We start from the raw sequence: 17,884 nt of genomic DNA, 5'->3' as shown, positions 1-17,884 counted from the left end.
GGCTGACCAACGACTAACCTTGCCGGCATGCGCCTATCCGCCCGGGTCGACTATGCCCTCCGCGCGGCCGCCGAGCTTGCCGCGACGGCCAGTGGTCCTGGGCGCGGCCGGCCGGTCACGGCCGACCAGATCGCCCGTGCCCAGGAGATCCCGCCGAAATTCCTGGAGAGCATCCTGCTCCAGCTGCGTCGCGGCGGCATCGTGCACGCCCAGCGTGGCCCGGAGGGCGGCTACTGGCTGGCCCGCCCCGCCGAGGAGATCTCCCTCGCCGAGGTGATCCGGGTGATCGACGGGCCGCTCGCCCACGTACGCGGGCAGCGTCCCGAGCAGCTCGGCTACCACGGTCCGGCCCGGGCGCTCCAGGAGGTCTGGATCGCGCTGCGGGCGAGCGAGCGGGAAATCCTGGATCTGGTCAGCATCGCCGACGTGGCCGCGGGCACCCTGCCCGCACGGGTCACCGAGCTGGTCGCCGACCCGCGCGCCTGGATCTGAGCGCCGTCCCGCTCAGACCCGGCGTCACCCGCCGCCCCGCACCGCCCGGCGGCCTCTGCCGCGATGCGCGCCCTTGACGTCGTCCTCGGCGGCGCGCCGCGTCTGTTGTCCTCGCAGTGCGGCCACTGGTTACGTCATCCGTGGTGCGGCGCGGCGTGATGTCGTCTCTCGTGCCGCGCTCCGCATGGAGGCGTCCCATCCACCGATCGAGGGCTTGACCCTGGCAGCCCCGTGCCGCATTGTCGACCAAGTCGATAGGAGATGCCGAAAAGTCAGGGGGCGCTCGTGCGCAAGCTGCTGGTCCTCGCTCTGGTCGGACTCGTCGCGCAGTTGATCGACGGCTCGCTCGGCATGGCGTACGGGTTGACCTCGTCCACCCTGCTGCTGGTCGCCGGGGTAGCCCCGGCCGCCGCCTCGGCCTCGGTGCACCTGGCCGAGATTGGCACCACCCTCGCCGCAGGCGTCGCACACTGGCGGTTCGGCAACGTCGACTGGCGGGTGGTGACCCGCATCGCCCTACCCGGCGCGATCGGCGCCTTCGCCGGCGCCACAGTGCTCAGCTCGATCTCCACCGAGGCGGCAGCGCCGTGGATGGCTGCCATCCTCTTCACCCTTGGCGCCTACCTGCTGATCCGCTTCGCCCGACCGCTGCGCACCGATCGGGTCGGCGGGCGTCTTCGCGGTCGTTTCCTCGGCCCCCTCGGCCTGGTCGCCGGCTTCGTCGACGCGACCGGCGGCGGTGGTTGGGGCCCGGTGGCCACCCCGGCACTGCTGGTCTCCGGCCGCATGGAACCCCGGAAGGTCATCGGCTCGGTGGACACCTCCGAGTTCGTCGTCTCCGCCGCCGCCAGCGTCGGTTTCCTGATCGGGCTGGGCACCGAGGGGTTCCTGCTGCCCACAGTCGCGGCACTGCTGATCGGCGGGCTCATCGCCGCCCCGCTGGCCGCCTGGCTGGTGCGCATCGTCCCCGCCCAACTCCTCGGCGCGGCCGTCGGCGGCGTGATCGTGCTGACCAACGCCCGCGCCCTGCTCCGCTCCGCCGAGCTGGACGGCCCGATCCGCCCCATCACGTACGCCCTGCTGGCCGCCGGCTGGCTGGCCGCCCTGGTGCTGGCCGTGCGGGCCCTGCGCCGGACCCGCCTGGCCCGCGCCGAAGCAGCGACCGCCGAGGCCGCCCCCGACGCCCTTCCTGCTGCTCCCGCCACTCCGGCCGCGGTGGTCGCGGGCGAGTTGGCCGCGACGGGTCCGCCCAACCCGCGCTGAACGCCACACCCGCGTGATCATGCCGCGCCGTGCAGATCGCGTGGGGAGATCGCACGGGAAGATCCGCGCAACATCAGGGATGTTGCTGCCTCCCGCGCGCCGGAGACAGCAACATCAGGGAAGTTGCGCGGATCTTGGTGCGGGGTGCGGGGTGCGGGGTGCGGGGTGCGGGGTGCGGGGTGCGGGGCGGTGCGGGCGCGGGGCGCGGGGCGGCGGCGGGGGAGAGGGCGTCAGAGGGTGAGCAGGTCTTTGGCCGCGTGGGCGAGCAGCGTCCAGGCCTCGTCGACGTGCGCTTCGGTGGTCTGCGGGGAGCCAATGGCCATGCGCAGCGTGTAGCGGCCGTCGACCCGGGTGTGTGTCAGGTGCACCCGCCCGGTGTCGTTCACCCGGGCCAGCAGTGCGGCGTTGACGTCGTCGTCGGCGCGCAGTCGGAAGCAGACCAGTGAGAACGGGTGTGCCGCCGCCAGCTCGAAGCGGTCGTCGGCGCGCACCCGATCGGCGAACTGGGCGGCGAGCGCCACCCCCGAGCGGATGTGGGCCCGTAGCCCTTCGGCGCCGTACCAGCGCAGCACGAACCACAGCTTCAGGGCCCGGAAGCGCCGGCCCAGCGGCACCTGCCAGTCCCGGTAGTCGATGACCGCGCCGGAGTCGGAGGCGGCGTTGCGCAGGAACTCCGGCAGCACGGTCAGCGCCTCGATCAGTTCGGCGCGGTCGGCCACCCAGAACGCGTCGCAGTCGAAGCCGGTGAGCAGCCACTTGTGCGGGTCGAAGCAGTACGAATCGGCGTACTCCAGGCCGGCGTGCGACCACCGCAGCTCGGGGCAGACGGCGGCGGAGCCCGCGTACGCGGCGTCGACGTGCAGCCAGATCCCGTATTCGGCGCAGATCGCCCCGATCTCTGGCAGTGGGTCGATGGCGGTGGTGGAGGTGGTGCCGATGGTCGCCACCACGATGGCGGGAACGTCACCGGCGGCCAGGTCGGCCTCGATCGCCGTACGCAGCGCGTCGGGCAGCAGCGCCTGGGTGTCCGGGTCCACAGCGATGGACCGGACGCCGTCGCTGCCCAGCCCGGCGATGCGTACGGCCTTCTCGATAGAGGAGTGGCCGTGGGTGGAGGTGTAGGCGCGGTAGCGCCGGTCGATGCCGGTGTCGCGCCAGCGCCCTCCGCTGGCCCGGTGCAGTGCGGTCAGGGTGGCCACCAGCGTCGCCGAGGAGGCGGAGTCCTGGATGACCCCGCCGCCGCTGCCGGTCGAGCGGAACCGCTGCGGCAGGTCCAGCAGGTGGGCCAGCCAGTCCATCATCACCGTCTCCAGCTCGGTGCAGGCGGGGCTGGAGGCCCAGAGCATGCCCTGCACACCGAGCCCGGAGCTGACCAGGTCACCGAGCACGCTCGGGCCGGAGGTGTTGGCCGGGAAGTAGCCGAAGAAGCCGGGGTGCTGCCAGTGGGTCAGCCCCGGTACGACGATGGAGTCCAGGTCGGCGAGGACCGCCTCGACCGGTTCGCCGCCGGTGGTCGGTGGCGTGGCGGGGAGGGCGGCGGCGACGGTGCCCGGCGGGTCGGACGGGGCGACCGGTCGCTGTTCGACAGTCGCCCAGTAGTCGGCGATCCAGTCGACGACGGCGTGGCCGGCTCGGCGGAACTCGTCGGGGCTCATGTGTGGGGCGCTCACACCCACGAGTCGATCAGGTGGCGCTTGTCGGGGCAAGACCTGCAAATGAACGACGGTCGTCGATATTGCGTACCGGAAAGCGCTTGCCTTACGATGCGCGGTGAGCCGGATCCGTGAGTTCCAGGGCGTTCAACCCCGATCAGATCGCCGTCCGCCGCAGTCGCGGCCGGGCCGGTCCACTGTGCTTCCCGGGCAGGGTCAGTGGGCCGCAGCGATCACCACCGGATCCCCGGAGGCAGTCCATGCACCCGTCCAGACATCGGCTGATCCTGCTCGCCGGCACGACGGCCGCCGCCGTCGTGGCCGGCACCCTCGGCACGGTCACCGCTTCGGCCGCCGCCGTCGGCTGCCGGGTCGACTACCAGATCACCAACCAGTGGCAGGGCGGTTTCGGCGCCAACGTCACCGTCACCAACCTCGGCGACCCGGTCAACGGGTGGGCCCTCACCTGGTCGTACGCCGCCGGGCAACAGGTCACCCAGGCGTGGAACGCCACCGTCACCCAGTCCGGTGCCCAGGTCACCGCCCGCAACGTCGACCACAACGCCGCCATCGCGAGCAACGGCACCGCCACGTTCGGCTTCAACGGCTCCTGGACCGGCAGCAACCCGGTGCCGGGCAGCTTCGCGCTCAACGGCACCACCTGCACCGGCGCCCCTCCCACCGGCGAACCGACCACGCCACCCCCGACCACGCCACCACCCACCACCCCACCGCCGACCACTCCGCCGCCGTCGGCTGGCGTGTTGCAGATGGAGAACCTGGACCGCGGGTTGATCAGTGTCCGCTCCGGCAGCGGCAACCTGGTCTCCTGGCGGCTGCTCGGCACCGAGACCTCCGGGGTCGCGTTCAACCTCTACCGGGGGGCGACAAAGGTCAACGCCAGCCCGATCACCGGCGCCACCAACTACCTCGACAGCGGCGCGGCGGCCGGCTCGGCGTACACCGTGCGGGCCGTGGTGGGCGGCGCCGAGCAGGCGGCGTCGGCACCGGCGTTGCAGTTCGGCGCGGGCTACCTGGACGTGCCGTTGCAGGTCCCGGCCGGCGGCAGCACCCCCAGCGGCGAGAGTTACAGCTATAGCGCCAGCGACGCCTCGGTGGGTGACCTCAACGGCGACGGCAGCTACGAGATCGTGCTCAGGTGGGAGCCGTCCAACGCCAAGGACAACTCCCAGTCCGGCTACACCGGCAACGTCCTCGTCGACGCGTACACCCTCGGCGGCACCCGGTTGTGGCGCGTCGACCTGGGCCGCAACATCCGCGCCGGCGCCCACTACACCCAGTTCCAGGTGTACGACTACGACGGCGACGGCCGCGCCGAGGTGGCCATGAAGACCGCCGACGGCACCCGTTCCGGCACCGGCCAGGTCATCGGCTCGTCGTCGGCGGACCACCGCAACTCCAGCGGCTACGTGCTGTCCGGTCCGGAGTACCTGACCATGTTCAACGGGCAGACCGGCGCGGTGCTCTCCACCGTCAACTACGACCCGCCGCGCGGCACCGTCTCCTCCTGGGGTGACTCGTACGGCAACCGGGTGGACCGGTTCCTCGCCGGCACCGCCTACCTCGACGGGCAGCGTCCCTCCCTGATCATGGCCAGGGGTTACTACACCCGAGCGGTGATCGCGGCCTGGGACTTCCGCGACGGCACGCTGCGCAAGCGCTGGACGTTCGACTCGAACGCCTCCGGCAACGGCGCCGCCGCCGGGCAGGGCAACCACCAGCTCTCGGTCGCCGACGTCGACGCCGACGGCCGGCAGGAGATCGTCTACGGGGCCGCCACCATCGACGACAACGGCCGGCTGCTGCACTCCACCGGCAACGGGCACGGCGACGCCATGCACGTCGGGGACCTCGACCCGGGCCGTGCCGGCCTGGAGGTCTTCAAAGTCGACGAGGACGCCAGCAAGCCCAGCTCCTACTTCGCCGACGCCCGTACCGGTCAGGTCCTCTGGTCCACGCCGGCCTCCGGCGACAACGGCCGGGGAGTCTCCGCGGACATCTGGGCCGGCAGCCCCGGCGCCGAGTCCTGGTCGTCGGCGGCCACCGGGCTGGCCAACACCCGGGGGCAGAACATCGGCCGCAAGCCGTCGTCGGCGAACTTCCTCGCCTGGTGGGACGGTGACCCGGTGCGGGAACTGGTCGACGCCACGAAGATCGACAAGTACGGCACCGGTGGCGACACCCGGCTGCTCACCGGCAGCGGGGTGGCGTCCAACAACGGCACCAAGTCCACCCCGGCGCTCTCCGGCGACATCCTGGGCGACTGGCGTGAGGAGGTGATCTGGCGAACCACCGACAGCCGGGCGTTGCGCGTCTACAGCACGCCCACACCGACCAGCACCCGGATCCACACCCTGATGCACGACCCGCAGTATCGGGTGGCGATCGCGTGGCAGAACACCGCCTACAACCAACCGCCACACCCGGGGTTCTTCATCGGCAACGGGATGGCCGACCCGCCCACCCCGAACATCTACCTACGCTGATCTGACCCCTGGTGGTCCCGAACGGGGCCGCCTAGGGTGGCAGGCACCGGGCCGCAGCCGCGGAATCCGCTCAGCTCCGGCCCGGTGCGCCACACCGCGGCATTCTCGACCCGTCCCGACCGAGAATGCCGTACCACCACCGGCACCAACATTAGGCACCGTCCGGGTCGGCCGGGTGACGCTGACGTGAAGATCGTGTTTCACGCCGCCCGGTGCAGACCGCCCGCCACCTGCTCGGCAATCAACTCGTACGACCGCACCCGGTCCTCGACGTCGTACACGAGCGTGGTCAGCATCAGCTCGTCCGCGCCGGTGCGCTCGATCAGCTCGGTCAGCTGCCGGCGCACCGTCTCCGGCGAACCCATCGCCTGACCGTCGCGGCGTTGCAGGACGAACTCCCTCTCGAACTCCGAGTACGGGTACGCCGCCGCCTCGTCCGGCGTCGACAGCGGCTCCGGCCGGCCCGAGCGCAACTTCAGGAACGACAACGCGCTGGGCCCCGTCAGCCACTCGGCCCGCTCGTCGGTCTCCGCGCACACCGCGTTGACCGCCACCATCGCGTACGGCTTGTCCAACCACTGCGACGGCCGGAAGTTCTGCCGGTACAGGGCCAGCGCCGGCAGGGTGTTCGCCGAGCTGAAGTGGTGCGCGAACGAGAACGGCAGGCCGAGCAGACCGGCGAGCTGGGCGCTGAAACCGCTGGAACCCAGCAGCCACACGGCCGGCTGCTCACCGTGACCCGGGGTGGCGATGATCTGCCCAGGCTTCTCCCCGCTGAAGTAGTTCATCAGGTCCGCCAGCTCGCGGGGGAAGCCCTCCGCCGACAGGCCCTCCATGGTGCGCCGCAACGCCAGCGCGGTCACCTGGTCGGTGCCCGGCGCCCGGCCGATACCGAGGTCGATGCGACCGGGGTGCAGCGCCTCCAGTGTGCCGAACTGCTCGGCCACCACCAGCGGCGCGTGGTTGGGCAGCATCACCCCACCCGACCCGAGGCGGATCGTCGAGGTGTTCGCGGCCAGGTGCGCCAGCAGCACCGCGGGCGCGGAGCTGGCGATCGCCGGCATGTTGTGGTGCTCGGCCACCCAGAACCGGTGGTAGCCCAGCTCCTCGGTGCGTCGGGCCAGCTCGGTGGTGGCCTGCAACGCCGCGCCAGCGGAGGTGCCCTTGGCGACCGGGGCAAGATCAAGAACAGACAACGGTACGGTGATCACAAGGTCAACCAACCCGTCAACGGGCGGCTTTGTTCCGCCACGCGGGTTTTCGTCGGCCAGCTCACCCGCTGCTCAGCCCATCCCGCGCGCCTGCTCGAAGATCAGACTGGTCTGGGTGTGCTGCACCACCGGGTCGACCGCCAGATGGTCCAGCACGAAGTCCCGCAACGCGTCACCGGACGCCGCCCGCACGTGCAGCACGTAATCCTCCGCGCCGGCCACGTGGAACACCGACACCACCCCCGGCAGCCGCACCGACCGGGCCCGGAACGCGTCCACCGCCGCCCGCTCGTGCGCCGTCAGCCGCACCGACACCAACGCCTGCAACGGCAGGCCGAGCGCGGCCGGATCCACCTCGGCGTGGAAACCACGGATCGCGCCACGCTCGCGCAGCGCCCGCGTACGCGTCAGACACGTCGACGGCGCCACCCCCACCCGCTCGGCGAGGGCGTTGTTCGGCAGACGGCCATCAGCGGCCAGCTCGCTCAGGATCGCGCGGTCCACCTCGTCCAGGGCCGGATACGGCCGCACATCGTTCGGCTCAGGAGGCATCCCGCCATCATCACCCGAATCCGCCACCAAAACCAAGCCGATCGACAGAATGATCTGCCGAACCATTGCCCATCAGACGGTAGATGTTCGACGCTACCGGCATGACGACGGTGGACACCCGGGCCGTACACGCCGGCCGCGACGACCTACGCGCCCTCGGCGTGCACGTGCCACCCATCGACCTGTCGACCACCAATCCACTGCCCTCGGTCGACGACGGCGGCGCCGCGTACGAGCAGCTCGCCACCGGCGGCACCCTCCCCGCCGAGGGCGGCGCCGTCTACCAACGGCTCTGGAACCCCACCGTCGCCCGCTTCGAAACCGCCCTCGCCGAACTGGAGGGCACCGCCCAGGCCGTCGCCTTCGCCAGCGGCATGGCCGCCCTCACCGCCACCCTGCTCGCCGCCGCCCGCGACGACCGCCGGCACGTCGTCGCCGTCCGGCCCCTCTACGGCGGAACCGACCACGTCCTCGCCACCGGCCTGCTCGGCACCACAGTCACCTGGGCACGCCCCGACGAGGTCGCCAGCGCCGTTCGCCCCGACACCGCGCTGATCATCGTCGAGACACCCGCCAACCCCACCCTCGACCTGGTCGACATCGCCGCCCTCGCCGCTGCGGCCAGCGACGTCCCGCTGCTGGTCGACAACACCGTCGCCACCCCCGTACTGCAACAACCCGCCCGACACGGCGCCACCCTCGTCCTGCACAGCGCCACCAAGAGCATCGGCGGGCACGGCGACGTGCTCGCCGGCGTCGTCGCCTGCGACGCCGACTGGGCCGCGCGACTACGCCAGGTCCGCGCGGTCACCGGCGCGATCCTGCACCCACTCGGCGGCTACCTGCTGCACCGCGGCCTGCAGACCCTGCCGCTGCGGGTCCGCGCCCAACAGGCCAGCGCCGAGAAACTCGCGGGCTGGCTCGCCGACCACCCGGCCGTACACCGGGTGCACCACCCCTCGGTGTACGACCCGGCGGCGCTGGTCGGCCGGCAGATGGCCGGACCCGGCAGCCTGCTCGCCTTCGAGGTACGCGGCGGCGCACCCGCCGCGGCCGCCGTCACCAGCGCCTGCCGCCTCATCACCCACGCCGTCTCCCTCGGCGGCGTCGACACCCTCATCCAGCACCCCGCCTCGCTCACCCACCGACCCGTCGAGGGCGACGCGAAACCCGTCGCCGCCCTGCTGCGGCTCTCGGTCGGTCTCGAAGACCCCGAAGACCTGCGCGCCGACCTCGCCCAGGCCCTCGACACGATCGCCTGACGGGCCCGGTCAGCGCAGCTCGCGGTTGCCCAACACCCGACGCGGCGAGCCCTGCCGAGCCACCCGCAGCATCGCCCGACCGATCCCGTCGGTGGTGGTGACCTGGTTTGGCAGCAACCGACGCAACACCGGAAAGAGCGGCCGCGCGACTGCGTACCCGAACCGGTACAACCGGGTCTTCGACACCGCCCCGTAGGTCGGCTGGATGAAACCGGGACGCGCCGCGTAGCCGTTGGGCAGCAACTCGATGATCGCGTTCTCGGCCCGACCCTTGACCCGCGCCCACATCACCCGACCCCGACCCGACGAATCGGTGCCCTGGCCCGACACGTAGACGAACGTGACCTGCGGGCTCACCTCCGCCAACAACCGCGCCGCCGCGAGCGGGTAGTCGTAGCTCACCCGCGTGTACGCCGCCTCGTCCAGACCCAGCGAGGACACGCCCAGGCAGTAGAAACACGCGTCCACACCGGTCAACTCGGCGCGCACCGCAGCCAACTCACCCACGTCCGCGACGGTGAGCTCCCGCAGCTTCGGGTCCTGCCGACCGGTCGGCCGGCGACCGACAGTCAGCACCTCCCGCACGTCGTCGGCGAGCAGGCACTCCCGCAACACGCCCTGGCCGACCATGCCGGTCGCACCGAAGATGACCACCCGCATCAGTTCCCACCCCTGTCGTCGATCCCGCTGCCGCCTGGCGGCCAGGCTCCCACGGTCGGTGTGATCCGCGCGGTACCGGTCAGGACTTCGGGCCCACGTGCCGGTCCAACACGGCGACCGCACCCCGCCGCGCCACCGAGAGCGAGTTGCGCCGGTTCATCCGCCAGTCGATGCCCAGCAGGTCGAGGCCCCACTGGCACAGCCGCATGATGTCGGTCGACTCGTTGACGAACATGTAACGCGGGTAGACGTACGCCCTGCCGCGCACGGTGACCCGGTTGGCGACGCGGCAGCCGTCGGAGTGGAACAGGCCACGCAGGAAGTCACCAGGGTGGCTCTGGAGAATCGGTCGCTGCCAGTCGGCCAGGACGATCGGGCGCTCGTGCTTCTTGCCGGGGCCGTGCTGCGGCAACAGGCACGGCCAGTGCACACCGTAACTCTGTACTCCCACGCAACCCTGTTTCTGGACACGCTGCACCTTTGCCGCGAGCACGGCCCGCATGGCGACGTCGCACGCCTCGATCAGCCCTGGCCATGCGTCGGAGCAGTAGATGCGCAACACCGGCACCTTCGGTCGAGACGGCCAGATGACCGTCGCCGAGATAGAGGCCGAGCAGGTAGGCATAGGCGGCAGGGTCGGTCGGATTCTCGACACCCGGCAGGCAGCGGAAGCAGCGCAATCCGGTGCCGAGCTTCGCCCGTTCGGGTCGATCGACGCACCAGTGCCAGACCGTCGTGTAGGGCAGGGAGAGGGTACGGGCTACTGCGTGGATGGTGTCTCCGCGAGCGCGGAGAGCGCGGGCCTGCGCCCGCATCTGCGGTGGGTGCACACCCGCATCATCGAACAGGTGTATGACAGAGTGCCGGGAGCGGGATTCGAACCCGCAAGCCCTTTCGGGCAGAAGTGTTTGAGACTTCCGTGTATGCCGTTCCACCATCCCGGCGGGTGGCGCTTACTGTACCCGACTACTCTCATGCGGGAGCATGGGTGGTAGCCGTGCAGTGATCGATGGTGGGAGTGGCTGGTGGCTGAGATGCCGACGGATACCGAGCGCAGGCGCGTACTGATCGCCGAGGACGAGGCGCTGATCCGGCTGGACCTCGCCGAGATGCTGGTCGAAGAGGGTTACGAGGTGGTGGGGGAGGCCGGCGACGGTGAGACCGCCGTCCGCCTCGCCGAGGAGTTGAAGCCCGACCTGGTCATCCTCGACATCAAGATGCCGATCATGGATGGGCTGGCCGCCGCCGAGCGCATCGCCGGTGCCCGGATCGCCCCGGTGATCATCCTGACCGCGTTCAGCCAGCGTGATCTGGTGGAGCGGGCGCGGGCGGCGGGCGCGATGGCGTACCTCGTGAAGCCCTTCCAGAAGAGTGACCTGGTCCCGGCGGTGGAGATCGCGCTGTCGCGCTACTCGGAGGTCGCGGCCCTGGAGGCCGAGGTCGCGAGCCTGACCGACCGTCTGGAGATCCGCAAGGCGGTGGAGCGCGCCAAGGGCGCGCTGATGACCACGTACGGCATGACCGAGCCGCAGGCGTTCAAGTGGATCCAGCGCACGGCGATGGACCACCGGATGACCATGAAGGAGGTCGCCGAGCGGATCCTCGCGGAGACCGCCGGCGGCGAGGTGTCGCAGCAGCCGACCGTCTGAGCGCTCCGCGCGACAACGGGCCGTGTGGGCCGCCGTGAGCGGCCTCCGGTGGTTAGCATCGGCGGATGTCCGTCCGACGGGTGATCGCGGTGTTCGGCCTCTTTACGCTGGTGCTTGCCGGGTGCGACGGGTCGGCCGCGCCCGACGGCGCGGGGTCGGCGACGCCCGCCGCGCCGGCGTTGCGGCCGGCTTGGCAGCCGCTGACGCTGCCGGCGCCGCCGGGTGGTGCGGGGCGTCCACTGATACGTGACGCGGCGTCGTGCGCGGATCGGTGGTTCGTGGTCGGTGGCGTCGTCGATGCCGAGGGCGGCACGCGTCCGGCGGCCTGGACCAGTGTGGACGGTACGACCTGGACGCTGCTGCCGATTCGCGCGGAGTCCTTCTACGGTCGGCAGAACGTGTTCCTGTCGGTGGCCTGCCGGGACGGGAAGGCGGCGCTGATCGGCGCGAAGGTCGGTGGCGCGCACGGCTACCCGCGGGTGAGCACCTGGCGGCAGGTGGCTGACGGTGCGCTGGTCGAGGTGCAGGCGTCGTTCGAGACGTACGGCGGGCCGACGGCGGTGAACGTGTCCCGACTGACGGCGGGTGCGCAGGGCTGGTTGATCGTCGGTAACCGTTCGGCGGGCGCGGCCTCCTGGGTGTCGTCGCCGGACGCGGCGGAGTTCGCGCTGGTCGAGGGTGCGCCGGAGCTGGCGAGTGACGCGGTGGGGGTGACCTGGGCGTTCGACTCGGTGGCGACGTCGTCGGGTTGGTTGGCGGTGGGAGGCCTTCTGCCGGCCGGCCGGATCGACCGTGACCCGGCGGTCTGGTCGTCGCCGGACGGGCGGTCGTGGCGGCGCACCGTGCTGCCGGGCGGTTCGGAGTACGAGGAGTTGCAGCGGGTGGTGCTGGTCGGCGGGGTGCCGGTGGCGGTCGGTCTGCGTGGGGCGGTGTTCGGCGCCTGGCGGCAGGAGGCGGCGAGTTGGGTGTCCGCCGGGACGTTCGGGCGGCGGGCCGGGGCCGGGGTGCAGAGTGTGACGTCGCTGGTGTCGTCCGGGGATCGGTTGTTCGCCGCGGTGACGGACGGGGCGCGGCACTCGGTGTGGGTGTCGTCGGACCGGGGTGGGTCGTGGCGGGAGGTCACGGCGCCGCTCGATGTGCCGGCCGGTGTTGATCGGGACGTGACGCTGGTGGCGGTGGGTGACCGGTGGTGGTTGGCGGCCGACGATGGGACGCGGGCCGGGCTGTGGTGGGCGGCCGGTGTGGGCGTCTGAACGCCGACGTTCACGTGGTGCACGGGTCCGGTTGCGGTCCGCTGAGACGTTTCCGCAGGTCAATCGGCTTTTTCGGCAGCAGTGCCCGGTCCGGGCGGGTGCGGGCGGACTGCGACCGGGCGTGGGTTTAAGGACCGTCCGGCGGATTCACCTGTTACGGACATCGACATGATTGCCCACGTCTTCGTAACGGTTTCGCAGACCCAGCGTTCAGGTCTTCCGGGACGGTATGCGGTGTCGGTACGCTCCGCCATCACGAGCCGTAACGCAGGGGCAGTCCCTGCGGGGTGGGTGGAATTGCGGTCTGCTGCTGTCGCCGTCGCAACGGGTCAGCCGCGTCCGCATCTGGAGGAGGTCTGAAGCCGTGAGGCGAAGCTATGTACGGGCGCTGGGCACCGTTGCGCTCGCCGCGACCCTGGTGGTCGCGGCTGGTTGCCAGGATTCGGGTGGCAGCGAGGGTGGGAACGCGTCCGGTGACTGCGGTGGCAAGATCGCGATCTTCGGCGCGTTCACTGGTGACAACGCGGGTCTGGTGATCCCGTCGCTGAACGGCGCGAAGCTCGCCGTGGAGCAGTTCAACGCGGCGAACGCGGACTGCAAGGTCACCATGCAGGAGTTCGACACCCAGGGTGACCCCGCGGTGGCGACCCCGTTCGCGAACCAGATCGCGGGGGACAACTCGTTCCTCGGTGTCATCGGTGGTCACTTCTCCGGTGAGTCGGACGCGACGATGCCGATCTACCAGGCCGCTGGCCTGGCGATGGTCAGCCCGTCGGCGACCCGGACCGACCTGACCCAGAAGGGCAACACGTCCTTCTACCGCGTGGTCGGCAACGACGGCACGCAGGCCGGTGCGGTGGCGAGCTACCTGAAGACCCAGAACGCGCAGAAGGTCTTCATGGTCGATGACGCCAGCGCCTACGGCGCCGGTATCACCGACGAGCTGGGCAAGCAGCTCGGCCCGCTGGTCGTGAACAAGGACAAGATCCAGGAGCGGCAGACGCAGTTCGACGCCACCGTCTCGAAGATCAAGTCTTCGCAGGCTGACTTCGTCTTCTACGGCGGCTACACCCGTGAGGCCGCCCCGCTGGTGAAGCAGATGCGTGCCGCTGGCGTCAACGCCAAGTTCGTCGGTCCGGACGGTCTCTACGACACGGCGTTCCCGAAGGGTGCCTCCGGCGGTGCCGAGGGCGCGATCATCACCTGCCCGTGCCTCCCGGCCGACAAGGCCGGCGGCACCTTCTCTGCCGACTACCAGAAGAAGTTCGGCATCCCGCCGGGCTCCTACGGTGCGGAAGGCTTCGACGGCGCCACCATCTACCTGGACGCCTTCAAGGCTGGCAAGAAGACCCGGGCGGACATCCTGGCGTTCGTGAAGTCGTACGACAAGCAGGGTGTGTCGAAGTACATCAAGTTCGACTCCAAGGGTGACGTCGACCCGTCGAAGGTCGTCATCTGGGCCTACCAGATCAAGGGCGAGGCCATCGAAGCGCTGCAGGAGCTCAAGCTCAGCTGACGCCCCACGCAATGGAGTGCGGCCGGGGTGTTTCACCCCGGCCGCACTCGATTCAAGGAGACCCCCGGTGCATTTCGATGAACTGATCGGCCATCTCGGCCAGCACACGGTCGACGGCCTGTCCAAGGGTGCGATCTACGCCCTGATCGCCCTCGGCTACACCCTCGTCTACGGCGTCCTTCGCCTGATCAACTTTGCGCACTCCGAGGTGTTCATGGTCGGTACCTTCGCGGTACTGATCCTCTGGAACCAGCTCGGGGTGCAAAATAACCCGCCCATCGGCCAGGCGATCCTGTTCCTGGTGCTCGGTCTGATCGTCGCGGCGGTCGCCTCCGGCGGCACAGCCCTGGCGCTCGAACGGATCGCGTACCGGCCGTTGCGACGCAAGAACGCGCCGCCGCTGATCTTCCTGATCACCGCGATCGGTCTGTCGCTGGTCTTCGTGGAGCTGTTCGGGCAGGTCCTGCCCAAGCTGCTTGGTGGCGCCCTGCCGGATGTGTTCGGCCGGCCGCGGCAGATCGTCGGTATGCCGACGATCATCCAGCAGGAGACCCTCTTCACCATCGGCAACACGGCGATCACGAACATCCAGCTCATCGTCTTCGTCGCGGCCGTGGCCATGATGGCGGTGCTGGACTGGTTCATCAACCGCACCCGGTACGGCCGGGGTGTGCGGGCCGTGGCCCAGAACCCGGAAACCGCCGCGCTGATGGGCGTCAACCAGGAGCGCGTGATCATGCTGATCTTCGTGCTCGGAGGCATCATGGCCGGCGCCGCCGCGCTGTTGTGGAGCATGCGGTTCGGCTTCACGCAGAACAGCATCGGCTTCGTGCTCGGCCTGAAGGCGTTCACCGCAGCGGTCCTCGGCGGCATCGGCAACCTGCGCGGTGCGCTGCTGGGTGGCCTCTTCCTCGGCATCGTCGAGGTCTACGGCGCGACGCTCTTCGCGTCCAACTGGGAGGACGTCATCGCCTTCGTGGTGCTGATCGTGGTGCTGATGTTCCGGCCCACCGGCCTGTTGGGTGAGTCGCTCGGGAGGGCCCGCGCATGATCGACAAGATTCGCTCCGCAGACCGCCGCCGGGTCGGTTTGTTGACCTCGGTCAGCGACCGTTGGCAGGCCCTGCCGAAGTGGCAGAAGGCCATCGGTGTGGTGGCTCTGCTCGTCTTCGTCTACCACCTGCCGTACCTGGGCAAGCTGCCCGGCGGTCTCATGATCCCCGGTCTGAACAACCTGCGTACCGACTCGATCGAGGGCGGCAACAACTGGGCGGGTGTGCTCTTCATCTGCGCCATCTATGTGCTTGTCGCGATCGGTCTGAACGTGGTGGTCGGCCTCGCCGGCCTGCTCGACCTCGGCTACATCGGCTTCTTCGCCATCGGCGCGTACAGCGTGGCGCTCTTCGGCTCGGTGAACTCGCCGGTCGTCAAGTGGATCCAGCAGGAGTTCAACCTGCCGCCGACCTGGGCGGTGACCTGGGGGATCTGTCTCCTGCTCGCGATCGTGCTGACGATGATCTCCGGTGTGCTGCTGGGTTGGCCGACGCTTCGGTTGCGCGGTGACTACCTGGCCATCGTGACGCTCGGCTTCGGTGAGATCATCCGCATCGTCGCCCGCAACGCCACCGGCGTCACCAACGGTCCGGTCGGTATTTCGGCCATTCCGGGTCCGGAGGGTCCGCCGTCGGCGGACAACAAGGTCTTCGGTCTGATCGACGCGAAGCCCTGGTACTGGCTGGCGATCACCTTCGTCCTGCTGATGGTGATCCTGGTTCGCCGGCTGGAGCACAGCCGGGTCGGTCGCGCCTGGCTCGCGGTCCGCGAGGACGAGGACGCCGCCGCGGTGATGGGCGTGTATCCGTTCAAGTTCAAGCTGTGGGCGTTCGCCATGGGCGCTGCGCTCGGTGGCCTGTCGGGCTTCCTCTTCGGCAGCCGTAACGCGTTCATCGACCCGACCCAGTTCAACGCGAACCTCTCGATCCTCTTCGTCGCCATGGTCGTGGTCGGCGGTTCCGGCAACATGATCGGCGTCTCGCTCGGCGCGGTCCTGCTGGCGTACCTGCCGGAGCGGTTCCGCGACTTCGCCGACTACCGGTGGTTGGTCTTCGGGTTGGCCATGGTGCTGGTGATGATCCTGCGTCCGCAGGGCCTGATCCCCAGCCGGCGGCGGGCCCGTGAGTTGAAGGACCGCGCGGCCGAGGCAGAGGAGGCGCCTGCTCATGTCTGACCAGACCACCAGCACGTCCGCGCCGAAGATCCCGGCCCAGCCGGGGCCCCGGTCGGTACTGCTCGAAGTCGATGACGTCACGCTCCGCTTCGGCGGCGTGGTCGCCCTCGACAAGATCAATTTCAAGATCTACGAGGGAGAGATCCTCGGTCTCATCGGGCCCAACGGCGCCGGCAAGACCACCAGCTTCAACGTGATGACGGGGGTCTACAAGCCGACCTCCGGAGCGGTCCGGTTCCAGGGCCAGCAGGTGACCGGCCGCAAGCCGCACCAGATCAGCCAGCTGGGCATCTCCCGGACGTTCCAGAACATCCGTCTCTTCCCGGAGATGACGGCGCTGGAGAACGTCATGGTCGGCACCGACTCCCGGCACAAGACCAGCGTGCCCGGGGCGCTCTTCCGGTTGCCTCGGCGCAGGCCGAAGCAGCACGAGCTGCCGCAGGTCACCGCCGAGTCGGGCATCCAGCGGTCGTGGCAGGAGATTCGCCGGACGTTCGCCAAGACGTTCGGGTTGTCCCGGCACATCCTCGAGGAGCGGGCCGCCGAGGCCAAGGCGCTCGAGCTGTTGCGCTTCGTCGGCATCGCCGACCGGGCCAACGACGAGGCACGCAACCTGCCGTACGGCTACCAGCGCCGGTTGGAGATCGCCCGCGCGCTGGCCACCGAGCCGAAGCTGATCTGCCTGGACGAGCCGGCTGCCGGCTTCAACCCGGCGGAGAAGGAGGAGCTCCTCACCCTGATCCGCAACATCCGTGACATGGGCCTGACCGTGCTGCTCATCGAGCACGACATGCGGCTGGTCATGGGTGTCACCGACCGGATCGTGGTGCTGGAGTTCGGCCGCAAGATCGCCGAGGGTGCGCCCGCGGAGGTCAGCCGCGATCCGAAGGTGATCGCCGCATACCTGGGGGAGCCAGCCGATGACGCTGCTTGAGCTCGAGAACGTCGCCGTCGCGTACGGCCGGATCGAGGCGCTGCACGGCATCAGCCTCACCGTGAACGAGGGTGAGGTGGTGGCCCTGATCGGCGCGAACGGCGCTGGTAAGACCACCACGATGCGGGCCATCTCCGGGACCCGGTCGCTCGCCAACGGGAAGATCACCTTCAACGGTGAGGACATCAGCAAGCTCCGGGCCGACCTGCGGGTGGTCCGGGGGCTGTGTCAGTCGCCGGAGGGGCGGCAGATCTTCCCGGGTATGACGGTGATGGAGAACCTGGACATGGGGGCGTACACCCGGCGGGACTCCGCCGGCATCGCCGCCGACCTGGAGCGGGTGCTGACCCTCTTCCCGCGGCTGGCCGAGCGGCGCAAGCAGGCCGGCGGCACGCTCTCCGGCGGCGAGCAGCAGATGCTCGCGGTCGGCCGGGCGTTGATGAGCCGTCCGAAGCTGCTGCTGCTCGACGAGCCGTCGATGGGTCTTGCCCCGTTGGTGATCCGGCAGATCTTCGACATCATCACGGAGATCAACCAGCAGGGCACCACCATTCTGCTGGTGGAGCAGAACGCCCAGCAGGCGTTGTCGCGGGCACACCGCGGCTACGTGCTGGAGACCGGTCGGATCGTCAAGGAGGGGTCCGGTCAGGACCTGCTGCACGATCCGTCGGTCAAGGAGGCGTACCTCGGCGTGGCCTGAGCCACCC

Annotated in this window: 16 protein-coding genes and 1 tRNA gene; 11 read left to right on the top strand and 6 right to left on the bottom strand. The window is 70.0% G+C overall.

Going from position 1 to position 17,884, the window contains the following annotated elements; all coding sequences use genetic code 11:
• Positions 1 to 27: 27 nt before the first annotated feature.
• Together AC3CF1_RS10095 and AC3CF1_RS10090 are read left to right on the top strand one after the other, a co-directional pair.
• Positions 28 to 492 (top strand): RrF2 family transcriptional regulator, encoded by a 465-nt coding sequence (locus AC3CF1_RS10095; protein ID WP_088949303.1) that lies wholly within the window; start codon positions 28 to 30, stop codon positions 490 to 492.
• 285 nt (positions 493 to 777) lie between these two features.
• Positions 778 to 1,755 carry a sulfite exporter TauE/SafE family protein gene (locus tag AC3CF1_RS10090; RefSeq protein WP_488450226.1) on the top strand — a complete coding sequence of 326 codons (978 nt, stop codon included), beginning with the start codon at positions 778 to 780 and terminating at the stop codon, positions 1,753 to 1,755.
• Between the two features lie 230 nt (positions 1,756 to 1,985).
• On the opposite strand, the gene AC3CF1_RS10085 is transcribed toward AC3CF1_RS10090, so the two are convergent.
• Entirely contained in the window at positions 1,986 to 3,425 is a 1,440-nt protein-coding gene (locus tag AC3CF1_RS10085) for a pyridoxal-dependent decarboxylase (protein ID WP_488450224.1), read from the bottom strand.
• Between the two features lie 242 nt (positions 3,426 to 3,667).
• Here AC3CF1_RS10085 and AC3CF1_RS10080 point away from each other — a divergent pair, with 242 nt between their 5' ends.
• Entirely contained in the window at positions 3,668 to 5,914 is a 2,247-nt protein-coding gene (locus AC3CF1_RS10080) for a rhamnogalacturonan lyase family protein (RefSeq protein ID WP_488450222.1), read from the top strand.
• A gap of 200 nt (positions 5,915 to 6,114) precedes the next feature.
• On the opposite strand, the gene AC3CF1_RS10075 is transcribed toward AC3CF1_RS10080, so the two are convergent.
• Entirely contained in the window at positions 6,115 to 7,125 is a 1,011-nt protein-coding gene (locus AC3CF1_RS10075; RefSeq protein ID WP_172862072.1) for an LLM class flavin-dependent oxidoreductase, read from the bottom strand.
• A gap of 72 nt (positions 7,126 to 7,197) precedes the next feature.
• Entirely contained in the window at positions 7,198 to 7,677 is a 480-nt protein-coding gene (locus AC3CF1_RS10070) for an Lrp/AsnC family transcriptional regulator (RefSeq protein ID WP_088949299.1), read from the bottom strand.
• An 83-nt stretch (positions 7,678 to 7,760) separates the two neighbouring features.
• On the opposite strand from AC3CF1_RS10070, the gene AC3CF1_RS10065 reads away from it, so the two are divergent.
• A complete protein-coding gene (locus AC3CF1_RS10065; protein ID WP_488450219.1) occupies positions 7,761 to 8,939 on the top strand; it encodes a trans-sulfuration enzyme family protein in 1,179 nt (392 codons plus the stop codon).
• Positions 8,940 to 8,948: 9 nt separating this feature from the next.
• On the opposite strand, the gene AC3CF1_RS10060 is transcribed toward AC3CF1_RS10065, so the two are convergent.
• The 3 genes from AC3CF1_RS10060 to AC3CF1_RS10050 all read right to left on the bottom strand — a co-directional run bounded on the left by AC3CF1_RS10060 (position 8,949) and on the right by AC3CF1_RS10050 (position 10,543).
• The gene (locus tag AC3CF1_RS10060; protein WP_354983063.1) at positions 8,949 to 9,599 is read right to left on the bottom strand and encodes an NAD-dependent epimerase/dehydratase family protein; all 651 of its coding nucleotides are present in this window, start codon (positions 9,597 to 9,599) and stop codon (positions 8,949 to 8,951) included.
• Positions 9,600 to 9,678: 79 nt separating this feature from the next.
• Positions 9,679 to 10,161 (bottom strand): hypothetical protein, encoded by a 483-nt coding sequence (locus AC3CF1_RS10055; RefSeq protein ID WP_488450217.1) that lies wholly within the window; start codon positions 10,159 to 10,161, stop codon positions 9,679 to 9,681.
• Between the two features lie 299 nt (positions 10,162 to 10,460).
• Positions 10,461 to 10,543 (bottom strand) — tRNA-Leu (locus tag AC3CF1_RS10050).
• A gap of 81 nt (positions 10,544 to 10,624) precedes the next feature.
• On the opposite strand from AC3CF1_RS10050, the gene AC3CF1_RS10045 reads away from it, so the two are divergent.
• The 7 genes from AC3CF1_RS10045 to AC3CF1_RS10015 all read left to right on the top strand — a co-directional run bounded on the left by AC3CF1_RS10045 (position 10,625) and on the right by AC3CF1_RS10015 (position 17,877).
• Positions 10,625 to 11,248: an ANTAR domain-containing response regulator gene (locus tag AC3CF1_RS10045; RefSeq protein ID WP_088951901.1), complete on the top strand. Its 624-nt coding sequence runs from the start codon at positions 10,625 to 10,627 to the stop codon at positions 11,246 to 11,248.
• 65 nt (positions 11,249 to 11,313) lie between these two features.
• On the top strand, positions 11,314 to 12,501 hold the full coding sequence (locus tag AC3CF1_RS10040; protein WP_354983066.1) for a hypothetical protein: 1,188 nt from the start codon (positions 11,314 to 11,316) through the stop codon (positions 12,499 to 12,501).
• A gap of 364 nt (positions 12,502 to 12,865) precedes the next feature.
• Positions 12,866 to 14,017 carry a branched-chain amino acid ABC transporter substrate-binding protein gene (locus AC3CF1_RS10035; RefSeq protein WP_354983067.1) on the top strand — a complete coding sequence of 384 codons (1,152 nt, stop codon included), beginning with the start codon at positions 12,866 to 12,868 and terminating at the stop codon, positions 14,015 to 14,017.
• A 67-nt stretch (positions 14,018 to 14,084) separates the two neighbouring features.
• On the top strand, positions 14,085 to 15,068 hold the full coding sequence (locus AC3CF1_RS10030) for a branched-chain amino acid ABC transporter permease (RefSeq protein ID WP_354983068.1): 984 nt from the start codon (positions 14,085 to 14,087) through the stop codon (positions 15,066 to 15,068).
• The gene (locus AC3CF1_RS10025; RefSeq protein WP_088949293.1) at positions 15,065 to 16,243 is read left to right on the top strand and encodes a branched-chain amino acid ABC transporter permease; all 1,179 of its coding nucleotides are present in this window, start codon (positions 15,065 to 15,067) and stop codon (positions 16,241 to 16,243) included. Before AC3CF1_RS10030 ends, AC3CF1_RS10025 begins: the two co-directional genes overlap by 4 nt.
• On the top strand, positions 16,236 to 17,177 hold the full coding sequence (locus AC3CF1_RS10020; protein WP_088949292.1) for an ABC transporter ATP-binding protein: 942 nt from the start codon (positions 16,236 to 16,238) through the stop codon (positions 17,175 to 17,177). Before AC3CF1_RS10025 ends, AC3CF1_RS10020 begins: the two co-directional genes overlap by 8 nt.
• Positions 17,164 to 17,877 (top strand): ABC transporter ATP-binding protein, encoded by a 714-nt coding sequence (locus AC3CF1_RS10015; RefSeq protein WP_141910468.1) that lies wholly within the window; start codon positions 17,164 to 17,166, stop codon positions 17,875 to 17,877. Before AC3CF1_RS10020 ends, AC3CF1_RS10015 begins: the two co-directional genes overlap by 14 nt.
• The last annotated feature ends 7 nt before the right edge of the window (positions 17,878 to 17,884 follow it).

Source organism: Micromonospora sp. MGP-C2 (assembly GCF_057766525.1).
Note: the sequence above shows the minus strand (reverse complement) of the source record. Positions and strands in the feature narration are given on the sequence as shown.